This is a genomic window from Lacihabitans lacunae (genome assembly GCF_042649125.1).
In the GTDB taxonomy this organism is placed as follows: domain Bacteria; phylum Bacteroidota; class Bacteroidia; order Cytophagales; family Spirosomataceae; genus Leadbetterella; species Leadbetterella lacunae.
Map to the genome: position 1 here is coordinate 2,402,405 of NZ_JBHRYQ010000001.1, position 25,783 is coordinate 2,428,187.

Sequence of the window (25,783 nt, forward strand, 5' to 3'; positions counted from 1 at the left end):
AAAGCCTTGTTTTAGATGCTCTTATTTAATTTTGACCTTCTCCAAGCTACATCGGTGGCAAACAACGGGTATTCCGCAAATATGGTGGTGACAATATTTTTGAAGTAACTTTTCCTATTCGAATGGTCGTTAAATATACCCGTGGCATAGCCTCGCCAAACAATTTCAGACGACTGGCCTTCTATCAATGAAATCATCAGTGTGCCTTTTTTGAGGCTGTATTTCACTTGTTTATATTTTTCTTCTTCATTGAGGTCGTTTAACCAAAAACCCATAGTGGGCTGGTCATATCCGGTATATTTTATGGCGTCATAATACACATGAAAATTTACAAACAAGTCAGGACTACTACCCGAATATCGGTATCCCCTGGCTTGCATTTGGGCCATAATGGCCTGCTGCACATCTTCACATAAAAAATTGGTATCTCGCGGACAGTCCACAAAACTATAGGTGAGGTAATTTTCAAAACCCAAAGAATACCTATAATCGTGCTCCACAAAAACACGATTTCGGAAACAAGAAGACAGACTAGCTAATAGAATGAGGCTGAATATAATTCGCTTCATTTTACATATCGGTTATTCTTCGTGGTTTTTCGCCTGCCGCAAAGAGCGGATATTGATCAAATATGCTCCTCACTACGCTTCTGTAGTAGTTGATGGGCTTGTTTACTTTTTTATTAAAAACACCCGATGCATATCCTCTCCAAATTAATCTGCTAGACTCGGCATCGAGCAGCGAAACTAAGATCATGCCTCCACCAAAATTAAAGTTTTGGACCTTGTAGGTGTCTTCATTGTCATATTTATTTACCCAGCGATCAAGCGATGGCTGAAAGTAGCCTTTGTAGCCTACACGCTCTTTGATGATGCTGTAACTAACCAAAAGTCCAGGAGCTTCATCTGAGATTTTGTAGCCACGGGCTTTCATTTGTCTTCTGATTGCGTCTTGAATTTCAGAACAAATATTGGAGGTGTCAATTTCGCAGTTTAAGAAGTTGTATGAGCGGTATGTGGTGAAGTCGGTATCGTAACTGTAATCATTGTCTACCATTACTCTTGAAGAATTGCAGGCAGAAAGTGAAACGACTAACACAGAAGCAATAAATAGTAATTTTTTCATATAATAAAAGTTTAGGTTTCTACAGTTACGTAATTCTTTACTAATCAGTTGACTAAAGTAAAATAAATTTACAAAGTTTTTTGATTTTGCAAGAACAAAAACTAAATTCTATTTCAATAATTACTAAAATACTTTCAATTACAACCCTGAATAGTATTTAAGAGCCTTTTTCATATCTGCTTTGGTAATCACCACATCGTAAGCACATGAGCCTAAGCCGTTAAGAACTGAAGCTCTCACTTCGGTTCCTTTGTTTTTCTTGTCTTGCAATGTCAGTTTTATGATACTGTCAAAATCGGCCTCCGAAATAGAAACATTTCCGTACACTGAAAAGATAAACTCCTCAATATCAGATAATGTTTTCTCCGAAATCATATTTTTAGCAAAAGCAATATATGACTCAGCTACCATGCCCGCAGCAATGGCCTCGCCGTGCAATAATCTATTTTTTCCTTGATCAAGAAAAAACGTTTCAATGGCATGGCCAAGCGTATGTCCGAAGTTCAAAATTTTTCTTAAGCCTTTTTCTGTTGGGTCAGCTGCTACCACTTTTTTCTTTATTTCTACCGAATGGGCAATCAAATCAGCCAAGTTTTGGTCTGCAAGATCTTTTACTTTTATTTCGGACCATTTGTTGGCGTCTTGTATCAAACAATGTTTCACTACTTCTGCAAAACCCGAACGGAGCTCTCTTTCTGGCAGTGTTTTCAAAAAATCGGCATCGATAAGCACCGACTGAGGCAAAGTAAAGACCCCTATATGATTTTTGAACCCGTGAAAATCGATACCCAACTTACCTCCTACCGAGGCGTCTACCTGAGCCAGAAGCGTAGTGGGTACCTGAATAAAGTCAATGCCTCTTTTGTAAGTGGCCGCACAAAACCCTCCCATATCGCCTACTACACCACCGCCGAGGTTAATCACTAAGGCATGTCTGTCAAGGTTTGCGTTGGTCATGGCTTCCCAAATGAGTTCGCAGGTAGCCAAAGTCTTGTTCTCTTCTCCGCTTTTGATAGTAAAATGTACGTGCTTTGGCAACAAATCTCTCACTAAAGGGTAGCAATACTTTTTGGTATTGGTATCCGTAATAACAAAAACACTTGAATAAGACTTATCAGCCAAGTAAGTGGCTATGGCACTAGAAAACGGAGCGATTTGAACAGACATATAAATTGTATTTTTTTGGTGTGCAAAAATACGGTTTATTTACGAAAGTCAACGTTTAGACTTTCTAAAGAAACAAAAAATAGCCTTAAGGCGGCTTTAAATAGATTGCTTTTTGATACTTACAATTATCTTTGTAAAAAAAACGCATCAAATTGGACAGCATAGACATTATCATCAAGTATTTTCCTGAGATTACCGAAACTCAAAAAAAGCAATTTGGACAGTTGAGAGAGCTTTACGAACTCTGGAATGCCCAAATAAACGTGATTTCGAGAAAAGACATGGATCATTTATACGAAAAACACGTCTTACATTCACTGGGCATCGCCAAGGTTTGTAATTTTGTGGCTGATTCAGACATTCTCGATGTGGGCACAGGAGGTGGCTTTCCGGGTATTCCGCTTGCCATTATGTTTCCTGAGGTAAACTTCCATTTGGTAGATTCTATCGGAAAAAAAATTAAGGTGGTAAACGAAGTAGCGGCTGGCTTAGGCTTAACTAATGTAAAAGCAGACCACGAAAGAGCCGAAAAAATACAAGGCTCTTATGATTTTATCGTTAGCCGTGCCGTAACTCGCATGGAGCCTTTTGTGGAGTGGATAAAACACAAAATAAACAGAAACCACTTTAATACGCTCGACAACGGCATTTTGTATTTGAAAGGCGGAGACTTAAAAGAAGAAATGGCAGAAACTAAACGTAAGTACAAAATATATGACTTGCCTACGTTTTTTGAAGAAGAATTTTTTGAAACAAAAAAAGTGGTTTACGTACCCTTTTGATATATGTCTGCAATTGCCAAAATAAATCACGACACAAAAAGCATTACGATATCGGCTACACTAAATTTTTACGGAAGTTTTGCGGAGCCTATTTTGGCAGAAAAGATAATTTTAGAAATAAATACGCTTTGGAACGAACCCAAAGCAATCTTTGAAGTAAACGAACTCCCATACGAAGTAATATTTTCGATAGATTATGTGTGCCATTCGGCCGAAACTATCTTAGAGAAATGCATTTCAAACCTTAGTTATGCTGAAAACTTCATTCGAATAGAAGAAAAAAACACCGCCGAACGCTCTATGATGGGCTTCGGAATTGGTCAAAACTCTGGGCATTGGCTCATCACAGACAACCTCGGAGAGTCTACCACCGCGGCCCATGAATTTGGACATGCTATCGGACTCCCACACCCCGACCATCTGGACTATAGAAACACAGGCTTGCCGCCCATAATGGCCCCTAGAGGAACGCTTGTAGATGCCCAATACCAATGGAACCCATTGGCAGAAACTGGCAGCTACGGCGGCACCATGCGTCCGATATGGCGTAGGGTCAGAGACTACGAAATAGTGGCAGTTTTGCGGCCATTTGACCTTGCAGATGTATCCGAAATTAACATCGGAAGCCTGACAAATAATTTATATGATGAGATTGGCAGGCCAGTAGGTATAATCTCTTAACATCTTCATTAACAAAACCTTCGTATATATTGCTATCTAATGGTTTGTAATATCGAAAGTTAATACGCAGATTTGTATTCAATCAAAACTAAAAAAATGAAAGCACGAAGCTTATTTCTAGGGATGTTTATTTTGTTTTCGGCAGTGGCGTGTGTCACTACTCCGAGCAGCAGCATTTTGAGTTCAAAGTCTAGCACAGAAATGGAAGCAAGAAGGGTTACCTCAGAAATGAAAACCGTATTAAACCTCGACAATACGCAAGAAGAAAAGGTACTATTGATAAATGTGGTGAATTTTGCAATTTTAAAAAAACTACAGGACAATAACCAAACTCAAGAAATAGTTACAACTAAAGAAAAATACAAAAACGAGATAAAGCAGGTATTGAGCTCAAATCAATATTCGAAGTTTTTGGAAAAATATGGAAACATTTAAATCACTATTAAATAGCGAATTACTATGAAAAAATTACTTTTTATATCCCTTTTGTTTGGTACTATTGCATGTGCACCAGGGACAGTTCCAAACACCGGTACTCAAAGTGCTACGATAGCTAGCCCAGAGGCCGAAGCCAAAGCTCTCACAACCAAAATGACTTCGGTTTTGAGCCTTGATGCAGCCCAAGAGGAAAAAATACTCATGATAAACGTAGTGAACTCCAAGGTAATAAAAAGACTGAGAGAGAGTAACGATACGGCGAAGTTATCAACTACAAAAGAGAAGTATCACAATGAACTTAAAGAAGTGCTAAACGAAAATCAGTTTGCCAAGTTTTTGGTAGAGTTCAAAGATCTTTAATCTTACGCCTTTTCCGAAATAGAAGAGAGACATCGTTTAATAGCGATGTTTTTTTTTGTTTTAAACAGACCTATGCACAAGAAAATCTATTACAACCTTAAATTACTAAAAATCAGTACGTAAACCCTCTTAAAATTAAGCCATAATACCGAAATCCTAATGCTTAAAACGGGTTTAAATTAGAATGGAAGTCCTACCGCAAAATTCCAAACCATGTTTTCTTTTCTCCATGTTTTATTAAATGGCTGCACATTTTTCAGAACCCATTTTTCGCTTGAGTCTAACCACGGTTTCACTACTGGCGTGGCCAAATCTATTCTGAATATAATGAAAGAGAAATTAAACCTAAGCCCGAGACCCGTACCTACTGCCATTTCTTTATAGAAGTTTTTGCTAAATAGTGCTCCCGGTCCGTAGATATATTCGTCTTTAAACATCCATACATTTCCCATGTCAACAAACAAAGCCGTGCTAATAAAGTTACTGACTTTGTATCTTATCTCTGTATTTGCTTCTATTTTGATATCGCCGGTATTGTTTCCTAAAAACTGCTCAGCAAGTGAACCTGTACGTGCATAAGTTCCGGGTCCAACACCTCTGGCTCTAAATGCACGAAGGGAGTTGTTTCCTCCTACATAAAATTGACTCACAAAAGGTAACTGAAGCGAGTTGCCGTATGGCACACCTACGCCCACAATGGCTCTATTGGCCCAAGTAACGCGTTGCGAAACGTCTCTTTTATACCTCAAATCATTTTCAAATCTCAGGTATTGAGCATAATATTCTCCGAAAATACGCCCAGTTTTTTCAGGGTCATTGCGTATTTTATCCACTAAACCGAAGGCATTTCCGGCAAAATCAAACGCACCTCTGTAAGTCAAGTACCCTTTATGGTGTGTTTTAGGATTTACCGATATTTCGTAGCCACCACCTGCTATAAATTGATTTTCTAAGATTATCAATAAGCGAGGGTCATTAAATATTTCATCGATAAATACCGTACTAATGTTGCTTGACTTTACCAAGTTTACTCCAATCGGCTTTAAGGAATGCTCTATTCCTCTGCCTCTGGTCCAAGCATAGTTTAGCGACCCTCTGGCAGAATTTAGGTTATAAAGTCCTGTTTTTATAAAGCTTTCGTAACCGAGTTTGATTTGTGTTTTGGGCAAAACTTTACTTTCTTCTGGGTCAATTTTAATAAATGGAGCTAAAAAACGCGGAAAACTCAGTAAACCATCAAAACCCAAACGGTAGTTATCTCTGTATTCGCTACCGGTGTTTCCACCTACTTGAAGCTCTAAGTTACCGTTTACAGAGAGTTTCAAAAACTCAGCACCTTTAAAAGTATTGATATTTTGCCAGTTGATACTCAGCTGCGAACCCGCCAAACCACTCGAACGCGAAATGGCGTTTAGCTCCGCACGCAAAGACTTCGGCTTTTGGGTTTGGAGGTTATAATACACATCTAAAAGCGTAGAATCTAGTCTATTTACCACTTCAAAATGCGACCTAACAAACTTGTAGTTTGCCAAGCCCACCAGCCTATTATTTGTGATAGATTGGAGTTCTGAATTGTAATAAGTACCCGGTCTAAAAGCAATGGCGTCTTTAAACATTTCTTCCTTGTAGCTATTTTTTGGGTCATCCAAAATCAATCCTCTAAAAAAGTCAAACGAATTTGGGTCGTCGTTAGACACTATTTTAGTTTGGGAATCAATATTTACAAAAATATCATTTATTTGATATTGCTTTTGAGCACTATATGGCATATCGGTGGCCGGGAAAATCCGAATATAAATACCTCCCTCGGAGATCAGCGTATCGGCCTCAATGGCCACATAGTCAGGTTTAAAAAAGTAATACCCGTTTTTACGAAGCTTACTTTCTATGCCACTTCTAACGGTTTTGATTGTTTCTAAATCAAAATATGCTCCTAAATCAGACTTGTAAGCGGCCTTATAAAAATCTTGTTCAAAAGTGGTTTCGCCTTCGTAAAACCACACCGAGTCTATTCTTTTTCTGCTGTTTAAAACTGCCGTATAATCAGCACTAGCCGAAACTTTTCCTGTCTTTAATTCTCCCTTTACACTTGCCTCAAAATACCCTTTTGTCTTTAGATAATCACGTAAATTGTCGGCGTTTTTTTCAATCGTTTTTTCATTTATAAATACCGGTTTTTCACCTAACTTTTTGCTTAACCACGCACGTAAACCCTTCTCAGACTTTGGCTCACCTATCATATAACCAAACGCCACTTTGTATGGATACGGCTTTATAAATGTGGTGGTGTTGGGCTGTGGCCTCAAGACTCCATCTAAGTTTTCTTGCAAATCAAGCGGTGCTTTGGCTCCTGTAGAGTCGTTTTCCACCATTTTTATAGCAGCACCTACATATATCTTTTCGCCTTCGGGAAGGTGCTTCGCTATTTTGCAGGAAGAAAACCCCAAAGCCGAAGCCAAAAGAATCAATATGTATGTAGAAATTCTCATTTTCTCTTTAAAAGTTCTTTCCAAGTTTCATAGTCGATGGCAATCACAAATCCGAGTCCTGTCTCAACCACAGAACCTTCTATCACCATTTGGTTTAAGTTTTTTCTAAAAATATTCAGTCGGTAGCGTCCATCTTTAGTGATGATCCAGTTGGCGGTAATGTTGTCAAAAATCTCATCTGACCTCAGATCTTTATTTTCTAGTTCAAAGTTTTTACCTACCGAAATTATCAGTCTGTCGTTGGCCAGTTTTTTACTTACACCGAGGTTCAGGTTGGTATTTCGGCTGTCGTTGGTTGAGTTATAACCCGACTGTAAACCCAAGTTTAGGTCTATACCTTTTATAATACCTCCTGCGTATCGGTTTAGCTGCGAGGTTATGAGATCACTGGCGGTTTTGCGGGCCAAGTTTTCGTAACTCTCTGCACTCGTAATGTTGCTTATCAAAGACTCTGGACTAAATGCCCCAGTTACTAACATAATGATGGCTTGGTCTTTGATTTTTTCTTCTTTGTCTTTCGATGTAGAACCCAAGGTCTTTATGCCTTTGCTGTCTTTTACAGCAAAACCTTGCGACTGAAACTGTTTGCTATAGCTGCCAATATCGTCTTCATTTACAACCAATTGGAAGTTAATGACTGGACTCGAAAGTATACCTGAAACCACCAAATCAACTTCAAGTGGGATGTTAAACTTAGCGTCTTTAAGCTCAGAAACTGTGGCGTCAAACGGATATTTATCTAATGCTTTTCTACCTAATTTATATTCGGCCGAAATAGACAAATCGGCATTCATAGGATCACCCGACCACGAGATATAGCTCTTGCTGTTTTCGTTTATCAAAAACTTCTTTTGAATAATCTGATACGTCAAATTATACGATCCGTCTACAATGTCATATTTACCCAAAATAAACAAGTCGCCGTTGTTGTCAAAACCCACGTTGAATTTACCACGGCCTTTAACGGTCATTAAATCGCCAGTTACGGGATCCATCAAAATATTAAGTTGAGCCTCTTCGGGCACGTCAATATTAAGATTTACGGCATTCGAAAAGTTTATCCCACTTTCTTTTTTCTTAGCTTTTACGGCACCTTCTTTGTCGTTGTTTTTAAAACTCACAAAGTCTACAATACTTTCTAATTCACTAGCTGCCTGGCTTTCGTCTTCGAGCAGTAGCGTCAAATTAGTTCGGTCTTTAATATTGATATCTCCCGTCAGAAAGAAATCCATGCCTTTACCTTTTAAATTCAGCTTTGCATCAAAATAGCCTTTTCCATAAAACAATTCTGTCTCGTCTTTTTTGGAATCGATGAGGTTAAATTCCTTGGTATTAATATCAAAATCATAACTGAAGTCAGGCAGGTGATTTATGTCAACTTCTCCGTTCATTACGAGTTTTTGATTGTTTACATCTTTCAGTTCAAACTTATCAAAAAGCACCTTTTGGTTATCAAACTTAATTTTCTGGTTTTTAACGCCCATTTTGGCACCGGTCTGAAGGACCTTAAAACTTAAGGTATCTAAAGCCATAAAACCGTTAATATTTGGACTGTCTGCCGCACCTTTAATCACCAATGAGCCGTTTACTTTTCCATCGAGATTGCCCAATATATCTTCCATATAAGGCTGTAGGGCTTTTACATGTAGCTCCGTGATATCAAGCACAAAGTCTAAAGCGTCTTTTTTATTTTGATTATAATTACCATTAAGTTTCACGTCTGCACTTGGGCCAAAAAGCGTAGCGTTTAAGGTAATATTTCCAAGTTTATCGGTTTGTGTATTTCCTTTGAAACCACCCAAGTAAATCTGGTTCACTTTTAGGTCGTCTATGTTTATATCTCCTGAAACAGAAGGCGTCTCTTCTAAAATATCGCTCAGAACCAAATCCGAATTTAGCACACCACCATATAGCGTAGAATCTTGTAAAATGGCGGTGGTCAAATAATTTATATCTATGCCTTTTGTAAATAAGCGAATAGGGCCATTTGGCTCAGCATCGATAGAGTTTATTCGTAATATTTGATTTCCAGAGGTAAAAACTACATTGTTAAACAGGACTCCTTTAGGTCCATAGTCAATAAAACCATACGGATTACCCGCCCACTGCTCATAAAAAAGCTGCATGCCATCTTCGTCAAATGACAACCTCAGATCCTCGTTTATACTGGCCACATTTCCACGCAAAGCGTGAATAACTTGTGCCGTAGTATCTCTTACCGAAAGGTCAAAATAGGCAATGTTATTTTCTAAATTACCTACCAAAGAGGCATTTCTAAGTCTAAACGAGGAGTTTGAAAGCCTGTCGGTGCTCAGTTGATAATCCAATGATTTGCTATCGCCCGAAAAATCGAGTGAGGTATTTTCTATTTGTATAGAATCATAAAGCATATACGGTATGGTAATATTTCCAGCAAGGGGCACTTCGCCGTCGCTCCTTAAAACCGTAACCACATGAATAGGTTCAAAATTTATGATACCTGGCACAAGAGCCGTAAAAATTGGATCGTAGGTTACATTTCCAACCACCTGCATGTTATAATCTCGCTGGGCTATTTTTGGAGTAAAACCAGGGAGTTTAAAATACTTATTAATTTCGGTCATGATGACCTCCTGCAGCTGATCGTATTCGAAATTTCCGTCAAGTGAAATCTTAGCGAAGGCGGTTTCTAAACGTAATTGTTTTTTATTTTCAGTATTGAGCGACTTCAAGTATAAATCTCCCAAAGCGTACATTTTTTTGTCTACATATACATTGATATTTTTTCCGTTCAAATCAATCTTCGGATTTTTAGGGTCAAGTTCAAGTGTACGCAAATCTAAATCGCCCTGAATCTGAATATCTTGGGTAACAAACCCCATTTTTTTCAAGTCCAAAAAAGAAACTTTGGTATCACCCGAAATAGCCAATGTGGGATTTCGAAGGTCAATGTCCCCTTTCCACGAAACCTTAGCCGCTGGGTCGTTAATGTCTAACTGAGTTTTAAAAATCTGATCTTTTAGCTGCCCATCTACGCTTATTTGCTCATAGGTTTTACCTTGATAGTAGACCTTGGCTAACTCGCCTGAAAGGTGAGCGTTTATTTGGTCAAGAGCAAGCCCTGAGCCGTTAAAGTCTAAATGCCCGGTGGTTTTACCGAGACTGGTGTCGCCCAGTGTTTTACCAAAATCAAAGTTATCGATAGACACTTGGCCAGTGTATGCAGGTTTTTTGTTTCCAGTAAATCCTTTCAGATTAGCCACCACACCGGCATTACCGAAGTCAGAGCGGAGCTTTAGGTTTAAATTCAGGTCTTCGACTTTACCTTTCACCGTACCATTTAGAGCGATTGTATTTGGCAAATTAATGTTTTCTGGCAGTTGGTCTTTCGGCACAATGCTAAGAATGTCTTTGCGAGAAGAACTGAAGTTTTGAATATTTAAATCAAAAATAGGCTCCGAAAAATTAGCAACAGAACCGCTTAAACTTAGATTCGTATTTTGAGGTGCCAATACATTTACTTTCTCGAGGTTTACTTTTTTGCTGCTCCCCGATATTTTTCCATTGGCCAGTATGTTTTGCCCTTTTAGGTTTTTGAGGTACGCATTCTCGAATATTTTTTTATCAAAAAATAACAACTCGTCTAAACCTAACTTGGCTTTTTGTAGATTTAGGTCAAAGGTAGAATTGGCAATGTCTTTTTCATTTAAAACAGTTTCTGCCTCAAAACTCAACGTAGATTTTGGAGTATTGGCCACAAAGTTTTTGACCGAAACCTGTGAACCCACTTTTTTCACTTCGGTGCTTAAGTCTTGGAGTTCAAAACCGCTTTGTTCTTTGGCAGTAAAGTTATCAACCAGCAAGCTGAGGTTATCTTTAGAAACCAAAATTTTACTAAAAGTACCTTCAAAGTCTTGAACAGCTATATCATCAGCATTAAATACGCCCGGAGTTTTGTTAGTAAGACTTTGTGTTTGATAGCTAATACTTTTTGCGTTAATGCTAAACTTAGAAAGTTCAAAATTCCCTTTAGGCAAATCGATGTCTTTTGCAGAAAGACTTGCATTTAAATTCTGTCCTTGGGTGTTTTTCTTTAAAGCAGGCATGGCCAATCGCCAGTTGACATTTTTTAAATCTAGTTCTGAAAATTTAAGGTCTAACGAACTTGACTCTTCTACTTTGGTTACTTGTGAGGTATCTGTCGCGGAGCCTCCTATGGTTCCATTTACCGTCAGGCCGTTTACGTTGGCAGGCTTGAGCACAAACTTAAGTTTATCTAAATCAAATACATCAAAACCAGTTTGGAGGTCTTTTAGATTTGCCGAAATAGCGTGCCCGGCCTGAGAATCAGCGTATTTGGCTTTTAGGTTCTGTATTTTTATATTTCTTAGTTGATAGGTAAAAGGTGCAGCGGTTGTATCTGGTTCTGAAGCCAAAGCGTCTATTATAAACTGATAGTTTGGCTTATTATTTTTATCATAAATATTGACATACGCAGCACTTAGGTCTACTTGGTTAATTTCTATTTTATTATCCAACAGTTTCCAAAGATCTAAGTCTACCTTTAGTTTTTGAGCAAAAAGCAAGGTGTCTTTTTGTTCATCCAAAACTTTAAGGTTTTTGATATTTACCCAGTCAGGTATACTGTAGGAAACTTCTCCCGAAACGGGGGCTTTGATTTGTTCAGAAAGTTTGGAGAAAACCCAATTGCCGAGAGTCTTTTGGCCTGTAAGTGAATTTAGGAAAATATAAACACTTAAAAACAACAAGCACACGCCTAAAAATAGACCTGCCAATATTCGTAAAGTTGTTTTTTTTGTCTTTTCCGTCATATAAATCGATGCTCGCTGACTCTTTGGTTTATTTTTAAATACAAAAATAACCTATTTAAGTAGTTAAATAACGAAAAAAACGGTCAAAAAGTGGAAAGCCCACAAATAAAAAGCAGCCCAACCCAAAGGATTGAACTGCTTTGCTTAAAATCAACACCTAAAATTCTTAGATGTATTGGTTAATTATCATCTCAAATAATTCTTGTTTTCCACTGATTTGAGCCGGCTCCCCTACTTCCTTCGCTATTTTAGCCAAGTCCTCTAGTGTAAGCTCTCCTTTCTCAAACCTTGCTCCATTTCCTGAGTTAAACGAAGCATATCTGCTGTCTCTCATGCTTTTGTATTTCGACTTAGTAAGAATGTCGTTTGCAACCAATAAGGCACGAGCAAAAACATCCATACCGCCAATGTGAGCGATGAATATATCCTCTAAATCTGTTGAGTTTCTTCTAGTTTTAGCATCAAAGTTGATACCACCTGTAGTGAAACCACCGTTTTCAAGGATAATCAACATAGCTTCAGTTAATTCAAATATATCAACTGGAAACTGATCTGTATCCCATCCGTTTTGGTAGTCGCCACGGTTAGCATCTATAGACGCAAGCATACCTGCATCTGCTGCCATTTGCAACTCATGAGCAAACGTGTGACCCGCCAAAGTAGCGTGGTTAACTTCTAGGTTAAGACCGAAATCTTTGTCTAGTCCTTGCTCTTTTAAGAAACCGATAACTGTTTGTGAGTCAAAGTCATACTGATGCTTAGACGGCTCAGCTGGCTTAGGTTCAATATAGAATGTACCTGTAAATCCGTTTGCACGGGCATAGTCACGAGCAGTTCTTAAAAACTGACCCATGTGGTCTAACTCTTTCTTTGTTTTTGTGTTAAGAAGCGACATATATCCTTCTCTTCCTCCCCAAAACGTATATCCTTTACCGCCAAGAGCGATCGTTGCATCTATACAGTTTTTAACCTGTAAACCTGCGTGAGCCACAACCTCAAAATTTGGGTTTGTAGAGGCTCCGTTCATATAACGTGGGTTAGAGAACAAGTTTGCAGTACCCCAAAGCAACTGAGCACCCGAAGCCGCTTGTTTTGCTTTAGCGTAGTCTACTATTTTAGCAAGGTTGCTTTCGTATTCAGCAAGCGAATTTCCTTCAGGCGACATGTCAACATCGTGAAAACACCAGAATTCTGTTCCTAATTTTGTGAAAAATTCAAAAGCCGCATCCATTTTATCATGAGCTGCTTCTAGAGCATTTGCTTTAGCATCCCAAGGGAATACCTTAGTTCCTGGGCCAAATGGATCACCACCTGTTCCACAGAATGTGTGCCAGTATGAAATAGCAAAACGAAGATGCTCCTTCATGGTTTTACCAGCTACTACTCTATCAGCATCATAAAATTTAAATGCTAATGGGTTATCAGACTCTCTGCCTTCAAACTTTATGGCTTCTTTCACAAACGGAAAGTACTCCTTATCTCCTAACGTGATGTTTAACTTTGACATATTATTTTATAAAGTAAAAATATAACTATACTTAATTAAGTGTCAAAAGTACATTTAACTAAAAACATTCCCAAATAATATTTGAAATATTTTAGAAACTCCACGAATTATTATTTCGATTGTAAGGTTCAAAGCTAAATTTGAACATATTTCGCACTCCAAATTCTTTAGACTGCCCCACCACGTAGTAGCTACCCACTCTAAAATAAAACCGCCCGACATTAAAAACCCGATTAAGGCCCACATAAACTTCCGAATATTGATAATTTCGCTCAGGCACATACAGAAAACCCGCACCGGCTACTTCTCTGATTTTGGTTTTGTTTAAAAGTGGAATTTTGGAGGTAAAAAAGCCATTGAACTGGTGCTGATAATGAGATTCTAAAAACCAGTCGAAGGTGGAGAAGGTTCTCGGTATTAACTGAAAAGTAGACATGGCTGGAGAGAAAAAATAAGAGTCGCCCCCACGCTGATATTTATAGTCCATTATGGCCAAACGTGTGGTATCCAAAAACTTTCCGGTGCTTATTTTGTATTCTGAAATCCCGAAAATACCTACGCCAAAGCTTTGCTTGATATCGGCAGAAAGATAGGTAAACGAGCTGGCGTTTTGGCTTGGCCACGCTTTTTCGAGGTTTACACTAAAAGTCGGAAACTTGGAGCCCAATATTTTCTTTTCGTAGGGCTCTTTTAAGTAAAGTTGGCGAGGCGTGTACGAAAGCCCAATGCCGGTTTTATAGATTCTACTTTCAGGAAAAACCTCAGGTTTATTATCGCTAAAAAGCTGGTCACCAAAGTTGCCAAACTTAAACGTCGACAGGTCATTTCGGTTTTCTATTTGTAGCAAAGTGTTCACATACAAACCATTTACAAGTTCGGTTCGGTGCCTAACGGCCACTACTTTTGACTCATAAAAGTTACTTCTACGGGCCACATCACGCAGCGTGGCCGAGCCATTTATGACATTAAAATTAGAAGAAATCGTAAAATTGAGGGAAGAAACCCGCTGCGGATTATAGAAAAAATAGGTATTGAAATTGCCCCGCAGGTCTTTGTTAAGAAAACCATAGTTAAAGTTGGGCGAAATATTTACTACTTTCCGATTTTCAAAAACCTTTCGGTAATACATGCCGTAGTTTACACGCCAGCCTCCAAACCCAACAGGGTTAACCATTAAACCCACCGGATTAAAATACCACTCTGTTTTTTTGAACCTATTGATATGCCCAATGCCCAAAAACGCCACTTTGGTAAATGTGATTTTGTTAAACACTTTATCTACTGAGTCAAGGTAAGTTTTGGAGCTGAGTTTCAGCTTTAGTTTATCATCCGCTATTATGGCGTTTCGCTCCAATGAATCCAAAGGTTTTGGCCGTATAGCATCCCAAAAGGTGCTGTCTTTTTTGTAGGCTTCTTTCTCGGTTAAACCAACCTCTACTCCGAAGAATCGCTTTGGCAACTCGATATCAAACTTAAAATCAGACTGAAGCACTTCGGCCTTGCCTTCTTTTTTGCTTTTCCCTTCTTTTATGTCCCAAAAATAAGTGGTATTAGTCGGCATCCATTTACCATTTACGAGTTCGTGTTTTTGAGTAAAACTAAAAGAATCATAGAGCATCAGCGAGCGTTTGTTTAGGCTCAGGTTACAGCTTCGCATCAGCCAAAGGCCATCTAATATTTCCACTTCGCCTTCATAAAGGGCGTTAGCTAGCTTTTTGGGTGTTACTTTTATTCGATATATCTTTTGATTTCCTTCATAAAAAACAGACATCATCTCAAATTTATAACTCAAAAACGCGATGTCGCTAAAAGGCGAAACCAGGGCATTATCGCCTATTTTTTTTACCCTTTGGGTGTTTTGGTAAAGATTAAAATCTCCGTCGGTAATCGACTTGTAGTACAGACTGAGCTGCTCGCCTACTTTTTTTACGGCTTCTTTTACCTCTTTTTGGTGGCCTTGCACATCTTCGTGTTTAATGAGCTCGGCCTCAAATAGGTTTATTTTTATGGTATCTTTTAATACCGTTTTCTTGTCGGGCTCGTCTTCTTTTCCTGTACTAACTTTTGCTTTTTCGTGCATGCGTTCTGTGCTCAAAATGTACACTTTGCTGCTGTAGTTTTGATACTGATTGAGCATGGCACTTTTGTTAGCGATTACATTTTGAATAACCTCGTACGAAAAATCTTTTTTACGGACTTTAACCACCAAGTCTTCCAACATTTTGTGGTCCAGTTTCATTATAAAGTTTTTGACTTTGTCTACATCTAGCACTATTTCTACCACCTCGGTTTGGTAAGCGGTGTAACTCACCGAAATTCGATTTAAGCCTTCTAAAAGTCGCATTTCGTATTTGCCGTCGGCGTCGGTGGTGGTGCCTAGGTTTAGGTTTACCACTCGGATATTAGCTCCAGCCAAAGGCTCATTGGCTTCGTCTAAAACATAACCTCGGAGGCTAAAGTAGTTTTGGCCAAAACAAAACGTACAACAAAAGCTGACCCAAACCGTGAGTATGGATTTTAAGTAAAATAGTTTCAAAAGGGAGTAATTAGTTAAGTCTGAAACGAAACAAGTGTATTATTATTTTTAAGTTCAAAAACTCATTTTTCGGCCTATATGCTACAATGAAACGTATAGGCAGAAATCTTAGCATTTTAAAACCTAACACAAAAATGAGACTTTTTTTGCTTTAATTGCCAATAAAAGTACGCCTACTATTAATAAAGACTCTCAAAAACATGAACCGCCTAGACCGCCTCTCCGCTATCTTGATTCAGCTTCAGTCAAAAAGAGTGGTAAAAGCTCAAGAAATTGCCGACCGATTTGAGATTAGTCTAAGAACCGTGTATCGAGACATCCGAAGTTTGGAACAAGGCGGAATTCCGATATTGAGCGAGGCGGGCATCGGATATGCATTGATGAAATCGTACAAACTGCCACCGGTTCATTTTACTACCGAAGAGGCTCTTTCATTTATTACGGCCGAAAAACTAATAGAAAAACAAGCCGACGCACAAACCCAAAAGGCGTTTTCTGCCGCACTTTTTAAAATAAAGGCGATTTTAGGACAAAATGACAAAGACAAACTCGAGGATGTAAACAGCTATATAGAAGTAAGGAAGCAAGTACCCAAACAAGATACCGACAAAAAAGCGGCGAATTTTCAGGAGATTTATGAAGCCATAAGTGAGCGACGCATCATCGAGATAGAATATGAAGGACTTTCTGACCTTGAAAGTCAAAAGCGAGAAATAGACCCGATAGGCATTTATGTGCAAGGCGAATATTGGTATTTGGTAGCATATTGTAATTTGAGACAAGACTACCGGCAGTTTAGAACAGACAGAATTTTGGATTTTAAAATCACTTCGAAAAAATTCAGCAAAAAGCACCCGAGTGTACAGTATTTTACGGAGCTAAAACCTGACACCCGTCCGCTAACGGAGGTTATTATAGAGGTAGACCAAAAAGCCTATAAACTAATAGGTAACCAAAAAGATTTTATGGGTTTTGTGAGCCAAACCAAAACACCAAGCAGTGTCCGGATGCGTTTTTTGTCGCCCTCACTGTTGGGTTTTGCACATTGGTTTTTGTGGCTAGGTGCATCCGCTGACATTGTTTCACCTGTTGAATTGAAAGAATTGGTCTCAGAACAACTTCAAAAAATAAAACTTAGACTGGCACATGAGTAAACCTGTTTTTGATAAGAAAATCACGGTTCAAAAATACCCCGGCAAGGGCGGCTGGACGTATATATCTATTTTCAATCCAGCCTTAAAAGGAGCACCTTGGGTAAAAATAAAAGGCACCATAAATGATTTTGAGCTAGAAAACCAAAAAATGGCGTCGATGAAAAACGGCAACTTTATGCTTCCGCTCAATGCTCAATTCAGAAAAAAAACGGGCATAATAGAAGGAGACGTCGTGCATGTGGTTTTGTTCCAAGACCAAAGCGAATACATAGTACCTGAAGATGTGCTGATTTGCCTCGAAGATTACCCAAAAGCAAGGGCGTTTTTTGAGACACTGACAGAATCAAACAAAAAATACTATGTGGACTCGGTAATGGAAGCTAAAACCATGGAAACCAAAGTGTCACGGATAAATAAAATGATAGACAAGCTAGAAGAAGGCAAAAAGTATTATGACCTTTAATAATGCCTACTGACATAGGGCTGTCACACGAACTGCTGATATTTGAAAAAATATAAAAAAACGGGTTTTCTAAAAACTCATAAATCAAAAAAAACATGATCACATTTATTGAAGCATTTAAGAAAGAATTAGAAAACGAAGCGGTTCAAACCAAAAGAATGCTCGCCATAGTGCCAGCCGACAAAATGGATTGGAGACCTCACCCAAAAAGCATGGATATCAGAACGCTCGCTACGCACTTGGCAGAAATACCCCAAATGATATCGATGGGCCTAACCAAAGACAAGTGGGATTTTGCAGAGCCTACTGAGCCAGCGGCGGTGATTAATACTACAGAAGAATTGCTGACGAGGTTTGAAGAAAGTTTGGCTGAGGCGAGAATTGCCCTTGACGAATCTACTGACGACATATTGCAACAGCCGTGGGTGATGTGCTCGGGTGATCAAGTATGGTTGACTCTAGAAAAATGGGAGACTTTCAGACATGCCATGGGGCAAAACGCCCACCACAGGGCTCAGTTGCAGGTATGCCTACGCCTTCTAGACATTCCGGTACCGGGACCATACGGCCCAAGTGCTGACGAAATGGGTTGAGTTACCCAACAAGCAAAAAGCACCTTCGAGGTGCTTTTTGCTTATATTTTACCACTATACTTTTCACACTTTTCGATACTCCAAAAACCACTGAATACTTTCTGGGTTTCGCATAGCGTCTAGCGATACTGCTTTTTCTAAAGGATAATTCATCAAAAGTCTTTTCACCGGAATCTCCATTTTTTTTCCCGAAACTGTATATGGAATATCCTTTACGAGAAGAACCTCATCGGGCACGTGCCTTGGACTAAACTGCGAGCGAAGTTCCGTTTTAATTCGTTTTATCAGGTCTTCGCCAAATGCTTCCTCCGCTTTCATTTTTATGAATAGTTTCATTAGCGAACTGCCATCTTTATAATCAATACAAACCACCAAACTGTCTTGAATTTCGGAGATGCCGTCTATAACTTTATAAATTTCGGCCGTACCTATTCTTACTCCACCTCGGTTAAGTGTGGCGTCTGACCTTCCGTGTATAATCACACCGCCAGTTTGGTTAATTTCTACCAAATCTCCGTGTGACCAAATCCCTTCAAAGTTACCAAAATAGCTGTCGTGGTACTTTTGGTTATTTTCGTCATTCCAAAAATAAACGGGCATAGAAGGCATCGGCTTGGTTATGACCAATTCTCCAGGTTCATTGACCAACTCTTCTCCCGAATCTGAATATGCAAACACAGCCGAACCCAAGGTACGGCACTGAATCTGCCCCGAATAAACAGGCAAAAACGGGCACCCCGACACAAAAGCCGAGCAAACGTCTGTTCCGCCAGACAAAGAGATAATTTGGGTAGTAGGAAAATTAACATTTAACCAGTCAAAAGCCTCTTCAGAAAGTGGTGACCCGGTAGAACCGATAGTTTTTAAATTCAGCGATATGTCTGAAAGCTCCAACTTTGATTTCATGGAATGGATGTAATAAGCCGCTCCGCCTCCAAAGTGGTCTATCTGATTTTCTGCTGCAAAGTCCCAAAGTGAGGTGTTTTCAGGAAAAGAAGGCGAACCTTCATATAAACAAAGCGTGGCTCCAACCAAAAGCGATGAAATAGAATAGTTCCACATCATCCAACCTGTGGTAGAATACCAAAAGAAACGCTCCCCAGACTTTAGGTTTTGATGAAAAGCCAATGCTTTGTAGTGCTCCAGCAGGTTACCACCCGTGCTGTGGGTAATCGCCTTTGGCTTGCCGGTAGTACCCGACGAATACAATATCCAGATGGGATGCGAGAAAGGTACACGTTTGAATACCAAAGTCTTACCTTCGGTATTTTCGGTTAATATTTCATTCCATGTTTTACCGCCAATTTCTATGGCATGCTCTACACTTGGCAGTTGCTTAAGCAAACTTTCAATAGCCGAGGACTTATCGAAAAGCTTTCCGTTATATGTGTATTTTTGATCAAAAAATAAGAATTTAGGGGTAATCTGCTGAAAACGGTCAATGATGCTCTCCAAACCAAAGTCAGGCGAAACGCACGACCAAATACCCCCACAGGCATTTACCGCTAAAAATACGGCCAAAGTATCAGGAGAGTTTGTCAAATATCCCGCTACCCTATCGCCTATTTGTAAGCCATTTTTTAATAAATAATGTTGAATAGCTCGAACCTGCTTACCCAGTGTTTCCCATGAAATGTGCTGAGCGGCTTGTCCTTCTTTTTTGAAAATAACGGCAGGCCTTTCGGCTGTAGCATTTCTAAAAATATGCTCAGCATAATTGAGCGATATTCCCTCAAACCACTTTGTGCCTATCATGCCGCTTTCGGGCATTATGAGAACCTCCGTAAAACTGCCTGAATATTGAATATCAAAAAACGCTAAAACTAAACGCCAAAAATCCGCAGGCTTATCGATAGACCATGCCCACATCTCTTGGTAATTATTAAAAACAAGCTGCTGCTTTTTTTCTAAAAAAACCTGAAAACGATATAATTCTGACTCCGACATATACGATTCTGTCGGAGACCATAAAAGCTTTGACATATTAAAAATTTAAAACAACAATGTGGCTAAAACAGCCCCAACAATAGGTGCCACCACCGGAATCCACGAATATGACCAGTCGCTGCTGCCTTTGCCTGCTATTGGCAATATGGCGTGTGCGATTCTAGGACCAAGGTCACGAGCAGGGTTAATGGCATAGCCCGTGGTGCCTCCGAGTGCATTACCGATTACCCAAACCAACATACCCACAAGGTACGGGCCTACGCCTGTGCCTGTTTCGCTATAAATGGCAGAAACGCCCAAAAACAACACAAATGTGCCGGCTAACTCACCAAAAAAGTTTGAAGGTGTATGTCTGATGGCAGGTCCTGTTGAAAACACCGCTAGCTTTAGGCCTTTGTCTTCGGTGGCTGCAAAATGAGGATAATAAAACAACCACGTACACACCGCACCTAAAAATGCCCCGATAAACTGAGCAGAAATAAAGGAAGCAACATTGGACCAGTCGCCCGACTTAAAAGCAAATGCGATGGTAAGGGCCGGATTGAGGTGTGCGTCTGGGCTTCCAAATTTTTGGGCCACAAAAACACCCATGGTAACGGCAAGTCCCCATGCGGTGGTAATCATGATAAGCCCTGAATTTTCGCCCTTGGTTCCTTTGAGCAAAACGTTGGCTACCACGCCTTCGCCTAAAAATATAAGAAGAAAAGTGCCAATAAGTTCACCCAAAAAAGGAGATGGTGTCATAGTTTGTTTGGTTATTGTTAAGGTTGATAATTGTAGCAAATTAAGGAATTATTGCATAATTCCCGAATTAAATAATTAGTAAAAAATTACTGGTATTTGACTATTCTTAAATATTATTAAAAATTAGGCTTAAAATTTACAAAACGGTGTATTTTCGACATCTTCACAAATGTACTTCCTAAAATTCACTAAGCGTCACCTTGCCGGTGGGGCCCTTCTTTTTTTTGAAAAAAAGAAGGCAAAAAAACACTCTTAAAACAATGATCCTCTAAAAAAATTTGATTTTAAATATTTTATAATATTCCAAATTACCGTGTTTCAAATTTTTTAAACGGACTGTTTTAAGATTTTAAGGAATATTAATTTTACTGTCATACGGAAAAAAAAATAGACAAATAAATCTTTACATCGCCCTGCACTGTTTGAGCACTGTTAAAATTCTTTTGAGAAATAAATTTTTATTAGAACATTGACAATAAGAATTTTAATTGTGCAAGTTTGCAGGGCGGAAGGCCGCCACCGTGCTGTTTTTTTTGGTGGTACGCCACTCCGATTCGTTTTTTTTTGAAGGGTCCGGCCTAACGGAAAAATGGAGGCCCCGCTGGCAGGCAACACAGTTAATGAAAGGGGGTGTTTTTCAAAATGATAAAAAAAAGGCTTCAATGGTAGGATTAAGCTATGTTTTCTTTAAAAGTAAAAATTAACCGTTTGACAGTATAATATTTTTACTTATTTTTTCTCGAATCCTAATAGTAAAAAATCAGTTTTCTAATTTCTACATATATTCAGAATAGATATTCAAAAAAAAGCACCTATTATTTCGGATTAATAATAGGTGCATATTGAGCTGAAGCGTAAGGTTTTACAGTTCGGCCAATTTTATATTTCTGTATTTAATACTCATCACATTGCCTGGGTGCAGTTGAATTCCAATTGGGCCTTCTTCTGGTATGGTTTCAGAGGTATAAGAGTTAACCGCCACACCATTTAACCAAACCACGTAAGTATTGCCCACCACCTGGATTTTAAGTGTGTTCCATCCTTTGTCGTTTAGGCTATTTCCAAGTTTTGCTTCTTTGGGGTACCCTTTGCCCGGAATATAGGGCGAGCCCGTCAAGTCTCTTTTAAGTGAACCCGAAATACCGATTTGAATCTGGTCTTTGTCTGAGCGAAGAAAAATGCCAGAATCTACCACTCCACTGATGTTTTGATACTCGGCCTCAAACACAAAATTCTTGTACGATTTCTCTGTCCAGAGATTGCTGCCTTTGCGGTCTTCGCTGCTAGTTACGATGAGTTCTTTGCCTTTGACCACCCAGTTGTCGTTATTGGGCTGTGGCACCACCCAGCCACTGAGGTCTTTGCCATTAAATATCTTTTTGAAATTTTGAGCTTGGACTTTTACATTAGAAATTAAAAACACAAAAGCCGCTAAGAGGATAACATTCTTCTTTTTCATTTTATTTTTTATTTGGTTGAATAATCAATCAAAAATAATGAATAATAAACCCAAATTGCTAATTTTCATAAAACAAAAAAGGGCCCTTAAATCTAAGATTTAAAAGCCCCTAAACAACCCCTAAAATTAAGCAACCCTATTTACAAATTTTTTATTTTTCGTGTTGGATAAGCCACTGGTATTCCTGCCTCACCAAATGCTTTTTTGATTTCTCTGTATGAATTAAAGTAAACATCCCAATATGACTCTGGCGTAGCATACGGTCTCACGGCTAACAAAATATTATTCTCATCAAATTTTTCGATTTCTATCGTAGGCTCGTCTGCCACCATACCTTTTACTTTAGTCAAGGCCGTTTTAATAATTCCTTGCACTTTTTCAAAGTCTTCTTCATAAGGCATAGCCACATTTAAGTCTACCCTAAGTTTTCCGTTAGCTGATATATTGGTCATGATACCCGAAGTAGCCACTCCATTTGGTATGATTACTTTTTTATTATCAAGTGTATTTATAATGGTATTGAAAACCTGAATCTCACTTACAGTTCCCACAGTCCCTTGAATATCTACTAGGTCTCCTACGCGATAAGGCTTAAAAATAAGAATCATAACTCCTGAAGCAAAATGACCCAAAGTACCCGACATGGCCGCACCAATGGCCAATCCTGCTCCTGCCAATAAGGCCGCAAATGCCGTAATCTCGATTCCGACCACACCAGCTGCGGTTATAACTACCAAGATCTTAAGCAAAACACTCACCAATGATTTTAGGAAAGGAATGAGATCACCGTCTATTTTAGATTTTTCCAGAGACCTGCCTACCATCTTGGAGATAACTTTGGCAATCCAAAAACCGATAATGAGTACTAAAATGGCACCTACAATACGCGGTGACCATGCTAAAAGTGTGTTCCAGAGTGAGCTTAAATTGAATCCTGAGAGTTCCATAGTTTAATTTGTTTTGTGTTATGAGATACGTTATTGATACGTAAGCCTTTCTTGGCAGGTCACAATATTTTTTAGATTTTTTTGAAAAATACAAACTAAAAACCCAAACAAACAACTAGAAATCAGACACTTATAGACAAAAAAAAGAAGCACATCGCTGCACTTCTCTTTTGAAACATAATACGTTTATTTTTTAACATCAAGGCATAGACGCCAAAGCTGCACCTATGATACCCGCCTCGTTTTTTGACTCGGCCACTACTACAGGCACGTCTACAATAATATGTCCATTTAGTTTATCCCACAGCTTGCTGCCGCCTCCGCCAATAATGATCAAGTCAGGCGAGCACACTCTATCTACATATTGCAGGTAATATTCCAACCTTTCAGCGTATTGCTTATCAGTAAGTTCTTTTCTCTTTCTTACAGAGTCTGCGGCGTACCATTCTACAGGTTTATTTTTTTTGTAGCGAAGGTGTCCGAGTTCAAAGTTCGGAATGAGTTTTCCGTCATGAAAAACACCCGAACCGATACCTGTACCCAAAGTGATGGTTAAGATCAAGCCTTTTTTGCCTTTTCCAGCTCCGAAAGACATTTCGGCCAAACCGGCGGCATCGGCATCGTTTACAACTTTAAAGTCATTGCCACATACCTCTTTCAGAAAAGCTTCAATGTTTACATTTACCCAATCGCCGTGCAAATTGCTCTGAGATTTGCAGAAACCATTTTTGACGATGGTAGGAAATCCAACACCTACGGGGCCTTTCCAGTCAAAGTGCTCCACGATTTCTTTCACCACCTCGGCCATGGCCTGCGGCTTGGCATGTTTTGGGGTGGGAAGTCTAAATCTCTCCGATTCGAGCTCGCCCGTTTCCGAGTTTACCAATGCACCTTTTATACCCGACCCTCCAATGTCCAAACCCAATAATATCATAGTGTTGTTTTTTCTCAAAAATAAGAAATTAGAATTTAATACTTAAGCTAAACCACCGCCTAAAATCAAGAATCTTGTTTTTGTACAATTTCGTGTTTCATCAAATACCGAGTAGCAAAGCAGATTGGAATAATAGGCTCAAAAAAACTTTTGAAAAAAAATTACGCTTTTTTTAGGAGTGATTATATTTTTTTATAACTTTAAAAGTTAATCCAAAAAGGCAAAATCTACGCGTTTTTTCTCTTCAAAATTTCACATTTCCAATATACTGTTGCACTATTCCTTCTATTAGGCTAATTTTAAGGTTATTTTAAGCCCCAAACCAAGATACATGTATTTGTTTTGCAGCATGGAAAACAAAATAAAGTATTCGTTTCGATTGTTGTTACCTGCCTTCACCCTCTTGTTTTTGTCATCATTAACATTTGGTCAGAGTTTAAAATCTGGAAAACCGTATAAAGGAATTGCCTCTTTTTATGCAAAAAAATTTCATGGAAGATTAACCGCCAATGGTGAGACTTTCGACAACACAGAGTTTACGTGTGCCCATAAAACATTACCATTTGGGACTATTCTGGAAGTTGAAAATATCAGAAATGGCAAGAAAGTTATCGTTAGAGTAAACGACCGCGGCCCATACATAGCAGGCCGAGAAATAGATTTATCATTTAGAGCGGCCAAGTCATTGGGCTTTATAAAAAAAGGAGTTTCTAAAGTAAACATTACGATAGTAAACGAGGATCAGCCGATAGGTCCTGTTCAAGACGAGAGCCTTGAGCCCATCGAAAACCCGGTATTTGACAAAGACACGGCAAATATCATTTACTCAATGATATCGGAGGGGAGTAACAAAAGGAGATATTTTATAAAATATTGATCCGAAAAACATAAAAAGGCAAACAAAACAATCGATAAAAAGCCGGTCAAATCATTTTGGCCGGCTTTTGTTTTTTTTAGAGGTGGGATTGGAGGGAGGGGTTGGTTGATGTTTTACAACCGCCAGAGCAATAAGTAATGTGATTTTATAGACCTGTCTCTCGCATAGTTTATAGCCAAATCTTTGATTTGATTCCTTTTAGTTTTTGTTAAAGTGTGCCAAATCAAAGGTTTGGTGGTATATCATATGGCGATAAGTTGTCTAAATTCTGTTCTACCAGCATTACTTAAAACCTCTTTTTATAGCATGTATTTTACTTAAGAAATTGTTTTTGATCACTCTAAGTAAATAGGGCATAAATATATTTCATCCTTATTTAAATCTGACTCTGATTTTTTCCAGCCCTTTTGTTTTATGAATAATTCTCTAATTTCTACTAAGTCTTTTTCATTTGAAACTGTTTTAATACCTTGAGACAATAAACATGTATCACTAATTAAACAGAAGCTTACTTCATTGTTTTTATCCTTTGAGTATAAAACACCGTTTACACTTTGCTTTTCAATAAAACTACCAATCTTAGTTAGTTTTCTAAGAGTTACTCTATCAAATAAATAATGAGCAAATTCTCCTGTGCTTTCAGAATTATTATTGGAACTGTACGTCCATTTTTTTATGCCATCTTTTGTAACCAAAAGTGTTACATAATCAGTGCTATTTTTTTATAAAGAACTATAAAATTTTTAAATTTAGATTTATCACAGCCTAA

General features: G+C 38.7%; 21 protein-coding genes. 8 read left to right on the top strand and 13 right to left on the bottom strand.

Annotated elements, in window-relative coordinates; genetic code table 11:
• Positions 1–11 precede the first annotated feature (11 nt).
• The 3 genes from ACFOOI_RS10480 to aroB all read right to left on the bottom strand — a co-directional run bounded on the left by ACFOOI_RS10480 (position 12) and on the right by aroB (position 2,292).
• Positions 12–569 (bottom strand): DUF4136 domain-containing protein, encoded by a 558-nt coding sequence (locus ACFOOI_RS10480; RefSeq protein ID WP_379837769.1) that lies wholly within the window; start codon positions 567–569, stop codon positions 12–14.
• A 1-nt stretch (position 570) separates the two neighbouring features.
• Positions 571–1,125, bottom strand: coding sequence for a DUF4136 domain-containing protein (locus tag ACFOOI_RS10485; RefSeq protein WP_379837771.1), 555 nt, complete (start codon positions 1,123–1,125; stop codon positions 571–573).
• A gap of 138 nt (positions 1,126–1,263) precedes the next feature.
• On the bottom strand, positions 1,264–2,292 hold the full coding sequence (gene aroB, locus ACFOOI_RS10490; protein ID WP_379837773.1) for a 3-dehydroquinate synthase: 1,029 nt from the start codon (positions 2,290–2,292) through the stop codon (positions 1,264–1,266).
• 161 nt (positions 2,293–2,453) lie between these two features.
• Between aroB and rsmG the strand changes: the two genes are divergently transcribed.
• The 4 genes from rsmG to ACFOOI_RS10510 all read left to right on the top strand — a co-directional run bounded on the left by rsmG (position 2,454) and on the right by ACFOOI_RS10510 (position 4,553).
• The gene (rsmG, locus tag ACFOOI_RS10495; protein ID WP_379840216.1) at positions 2,454–3,074 is read left to right on the top strand and encodes a 16S rRNA (guanine(527)-N(7))-methyltransferase RsmG; all 621 of its coding nucleotides are present in this window, start codon (positions 2,454–2,456) and stop codon (positions 3,072–3,074) included.
• A 3-nt stretch (positions 3,075–3,077) separates the two neighbouring features.
• Positions 3,078–3,755 carry a hypothetical protein gene (locus tag ACFOOI_RS10500; RefSeq protein ID WP_379837775.1) on the top strand — a complete coding sequence of 226 codons (678 nt, stop codon included), beginning with the start codon at positions 3,078–3,080 and terminating at the stop codon, positions 3,753–3,755.
• Positions 3,756–3,851: 96 nt separating this feature from the next.
• The gene (locus ACFOOI_RS10505; RefSeq protein WP_379837777.1) at positions 3,852–4,190 is read left to right on the top strand and encodes a hypothetical protein; all 339 of its coding nucleotides are present in this window, start codon (positions 3,852–3,854) and stop codon (positions 4,188–4,190) included.
• Between the two features lie 24 nt (positions 4,191–4,214).
• On the top strand, positions 4,215–4,553 hold the full coding sequence (locus tag ACFOOI_RS10510; RefSeq protein ID WP_379837779.1) for a hypothetical protein: 339 nt from the start codon (positions 4,215–4,217) through the stop codon (positions 4,551–4,553).
• Positions 4,554–4,732: 179 nt separating this feature from the next.
• Here the strand turns inward: ACFOOI_RS10510 and tamL are convergent, their stop codons facing one another.
• From tamL to ACFOOI_RS10530, 4 genes are all read right to left on the bottom strand, one after another.
• Positions 4,733–7,042 (bottom strand): translocation and assembly module lipoprotein TamL, encoded by a 2,310-nt coding sequence (gene tamL, locus ACFOOI_RS10515; RefSeq protein ID WP_379837781.1) that lies wholly within the window; start codon positions 7,040–7,042, stop codon positions 4,733–4,735.
• Positions 7,039–11,853 (bottom strand): translocation/assembly module TamB domain-containing protein, encoded by a 4,815-nt coding sequence (locus tag ACFOOI_RS10520; protein WP_379837783.1) that lies wholly within the window; start codon positions 11,851–11,853, stop codon positions 7,039–7,041. Before ACFOOI_RS10520 ends, tamL begins: the two co-directional genes overlap by 4 nt.
• 166 nt (positions 11,854–12,019) lie before the next feature.
• Positions 12,020–13,360, bottom strand: a complete 1,341-nt coding sequence (gene xylA, locus ACFOOI_RS10525) for a xylose isomerase (protein ID WP_379837785.1) — start codon at positions 13,358–13,360, stop codon at positions 12,020–12,022.
• 91 nt (positions 13,361–13,451) lie between these two features.
• Entirely contained in the window at positions 13,452–15,896 is a 2,445-nt protein-coding gene (locus ACFOOI_RS10530) for a DUF5686 and carboxypeptidase regulatory-like domain-containing protein (protein WP_379837787.1), read from the bottom strand.
• Between the two features lie 200 nt (positions 15,897–16,096).
• On the opposite strand from ACFOOI_RS10530, the gene ACFOOI_RS10535 reads away from it, so the two are divergent.
• The 3 genes from ACFOOI_RS10535 to ACFOOI_RS10545 all read left to right on the top strand — a co-directional run bounded on the left by ACFOOI_RS10535 (position 16,097) and on the right by ACFOOI_RS10545 (position 18,106).
• Positions 16,097–17,050 carry a helix-turn-helix transcriptional regulator gene (locus ACFOOI_RS10535; protein ID WP_379837789.1) on the top strand — a complete coding sequence of 318 codons (954 nt, stop codon included), beginning with the start codon at positions 16,097–16,099 and terminating at the stop codon, positions 17,048–17,050.
• Entirely contained in the window at positions 17,043–17,513 is a 471-nt protein-coding gene (locus ACFOOI_RS10540) for a YdeI/OmpD-associated family protein (RefSeq protein WP_379837791.1), read from the top strand. The genes ACFOOI_RS10535 and ACFOOI_RS10540 overlap by 8 nt, the downstream gene beginning before the upstream one ends.
• Positions 17,514–17,608: 95 nt before the next feature.
• The gene (locus tag ACFOOI_RS10545; RefSeq protein ID WP_379837793.1) at positions 17,609–18,106 is read left to right on the top strand and encodes a DinB family protein; all 498 of its coding nucleotides are present in this window, start codon (positions 17,609–17,611) and stop codon (positions 18,104–18,106) included.
• A 63-nt stretch (positions 18,107–18,169) separates the two neighbouring features.
• On the opposite strand, the gene ACFOOI_RS10550 is transcribed toward ACFOOI_RS10545, so the two are convergent.
• From ACFOOI_RS10550 to ppgK, 5 genes are all read right to left on the bottom strand, one after another.
• Entirely contained in the window at positions 18,170–20,089 is a 1,920-nt protein-coding gene (locus tag ACFOOI_RS10550) for an acetoacetate--CoA ligase (RefSeq protein ID WP_379837795.1), read from the bottom strand.
• A gap of 9 nt (positions 20,090–20,098) precedes the next feature.
• On the bottom strand, positions 20,099–20,797 hold the full coding sequence (locus ACFOOI_RS10555) for an MIP/aquaporin family protein (protein ID WP_379837797.1): 699 nt from the start codon (positions 20,795–20,797) through the stop codon (positions 20,099–20,101).
• An 862-nt stretch (positions 20,798–21,659) separates the two neighbouring features.
• The gene (locus ACFOOI_RS10560) at positions 21,660–22,256 is read right to left on the bottom strand and encodes a 3-keto-disaccharide hydrolase (RefSeq protein WP_379837799.1); all 597 of its coding nucleotides are present in this window, start codon (positions 22,254–22,256) and stop codon (positions 21,660–21,662) included.
• 140 nt (positions 22,257–22,396) lie between these two features.
• The gene (locus tag ACFOOI_RS10565) at positions 22,397–23,203 is read right to left on the bottom strand and encodes a mechanosensitive ion channel family protein (RefSeq protein WP_379837801.1); all 807 of its coding nucleotides are present in this window, start codon (positions 23,201–23,203) and stop codon (positions 22,397–22,399) included.
• Positions 23,204–23,402: 199 nt separating this feature from the next.
• Positions 23,403–24,137 carry a polyphosphate--glucose phosphotransferase gene (gene ppgK, locus ACFOOI_RS10570; RefSeq protein WP_379837803.1) on the bottom strand — a complete coding sequence of 245 codons (735 nt, stop codon included), beginning with the start codon at positions 24,135–24,137 and terminating at the stop codon, positions 23,403–23,405.
• Positions 24,138–24,486: 349 nt separating this feature from the next.
• On the opposite strand from ppgK, the gene ACFOOI_RS10575 reads away from it, so the two are divergent.
• Positions 24,487–25,014, top strand: a complete 528-nt coding sequence (locus ACFOOI_RS10575) for a septal ring lytic transglycosylase RlpA family protein (protein ID WP_379837805.1) — start codon at positions 24,487–24,489, stop codon at positions 25,012–25,014.
• 335 nt (positions 25,015–25,349) lie between these two features.
• Here ACFOOI_RS10575 and ACFOOI_RS10580 read toward each other — a convergent pair whose 3' ends face one another.
• Complete coding sequence (locus ACFOOI_RS10580) at positions 25,350–25,709, bottom strand: hypothetical protein (RefSeq protein ID WP_379837807.1); 360 nt, start codon at positions 25,707–25,709, stop codon at positions 25,350–25,352.
• Positions 25,710–25,783: the final 74 nt, after the last annotated feature.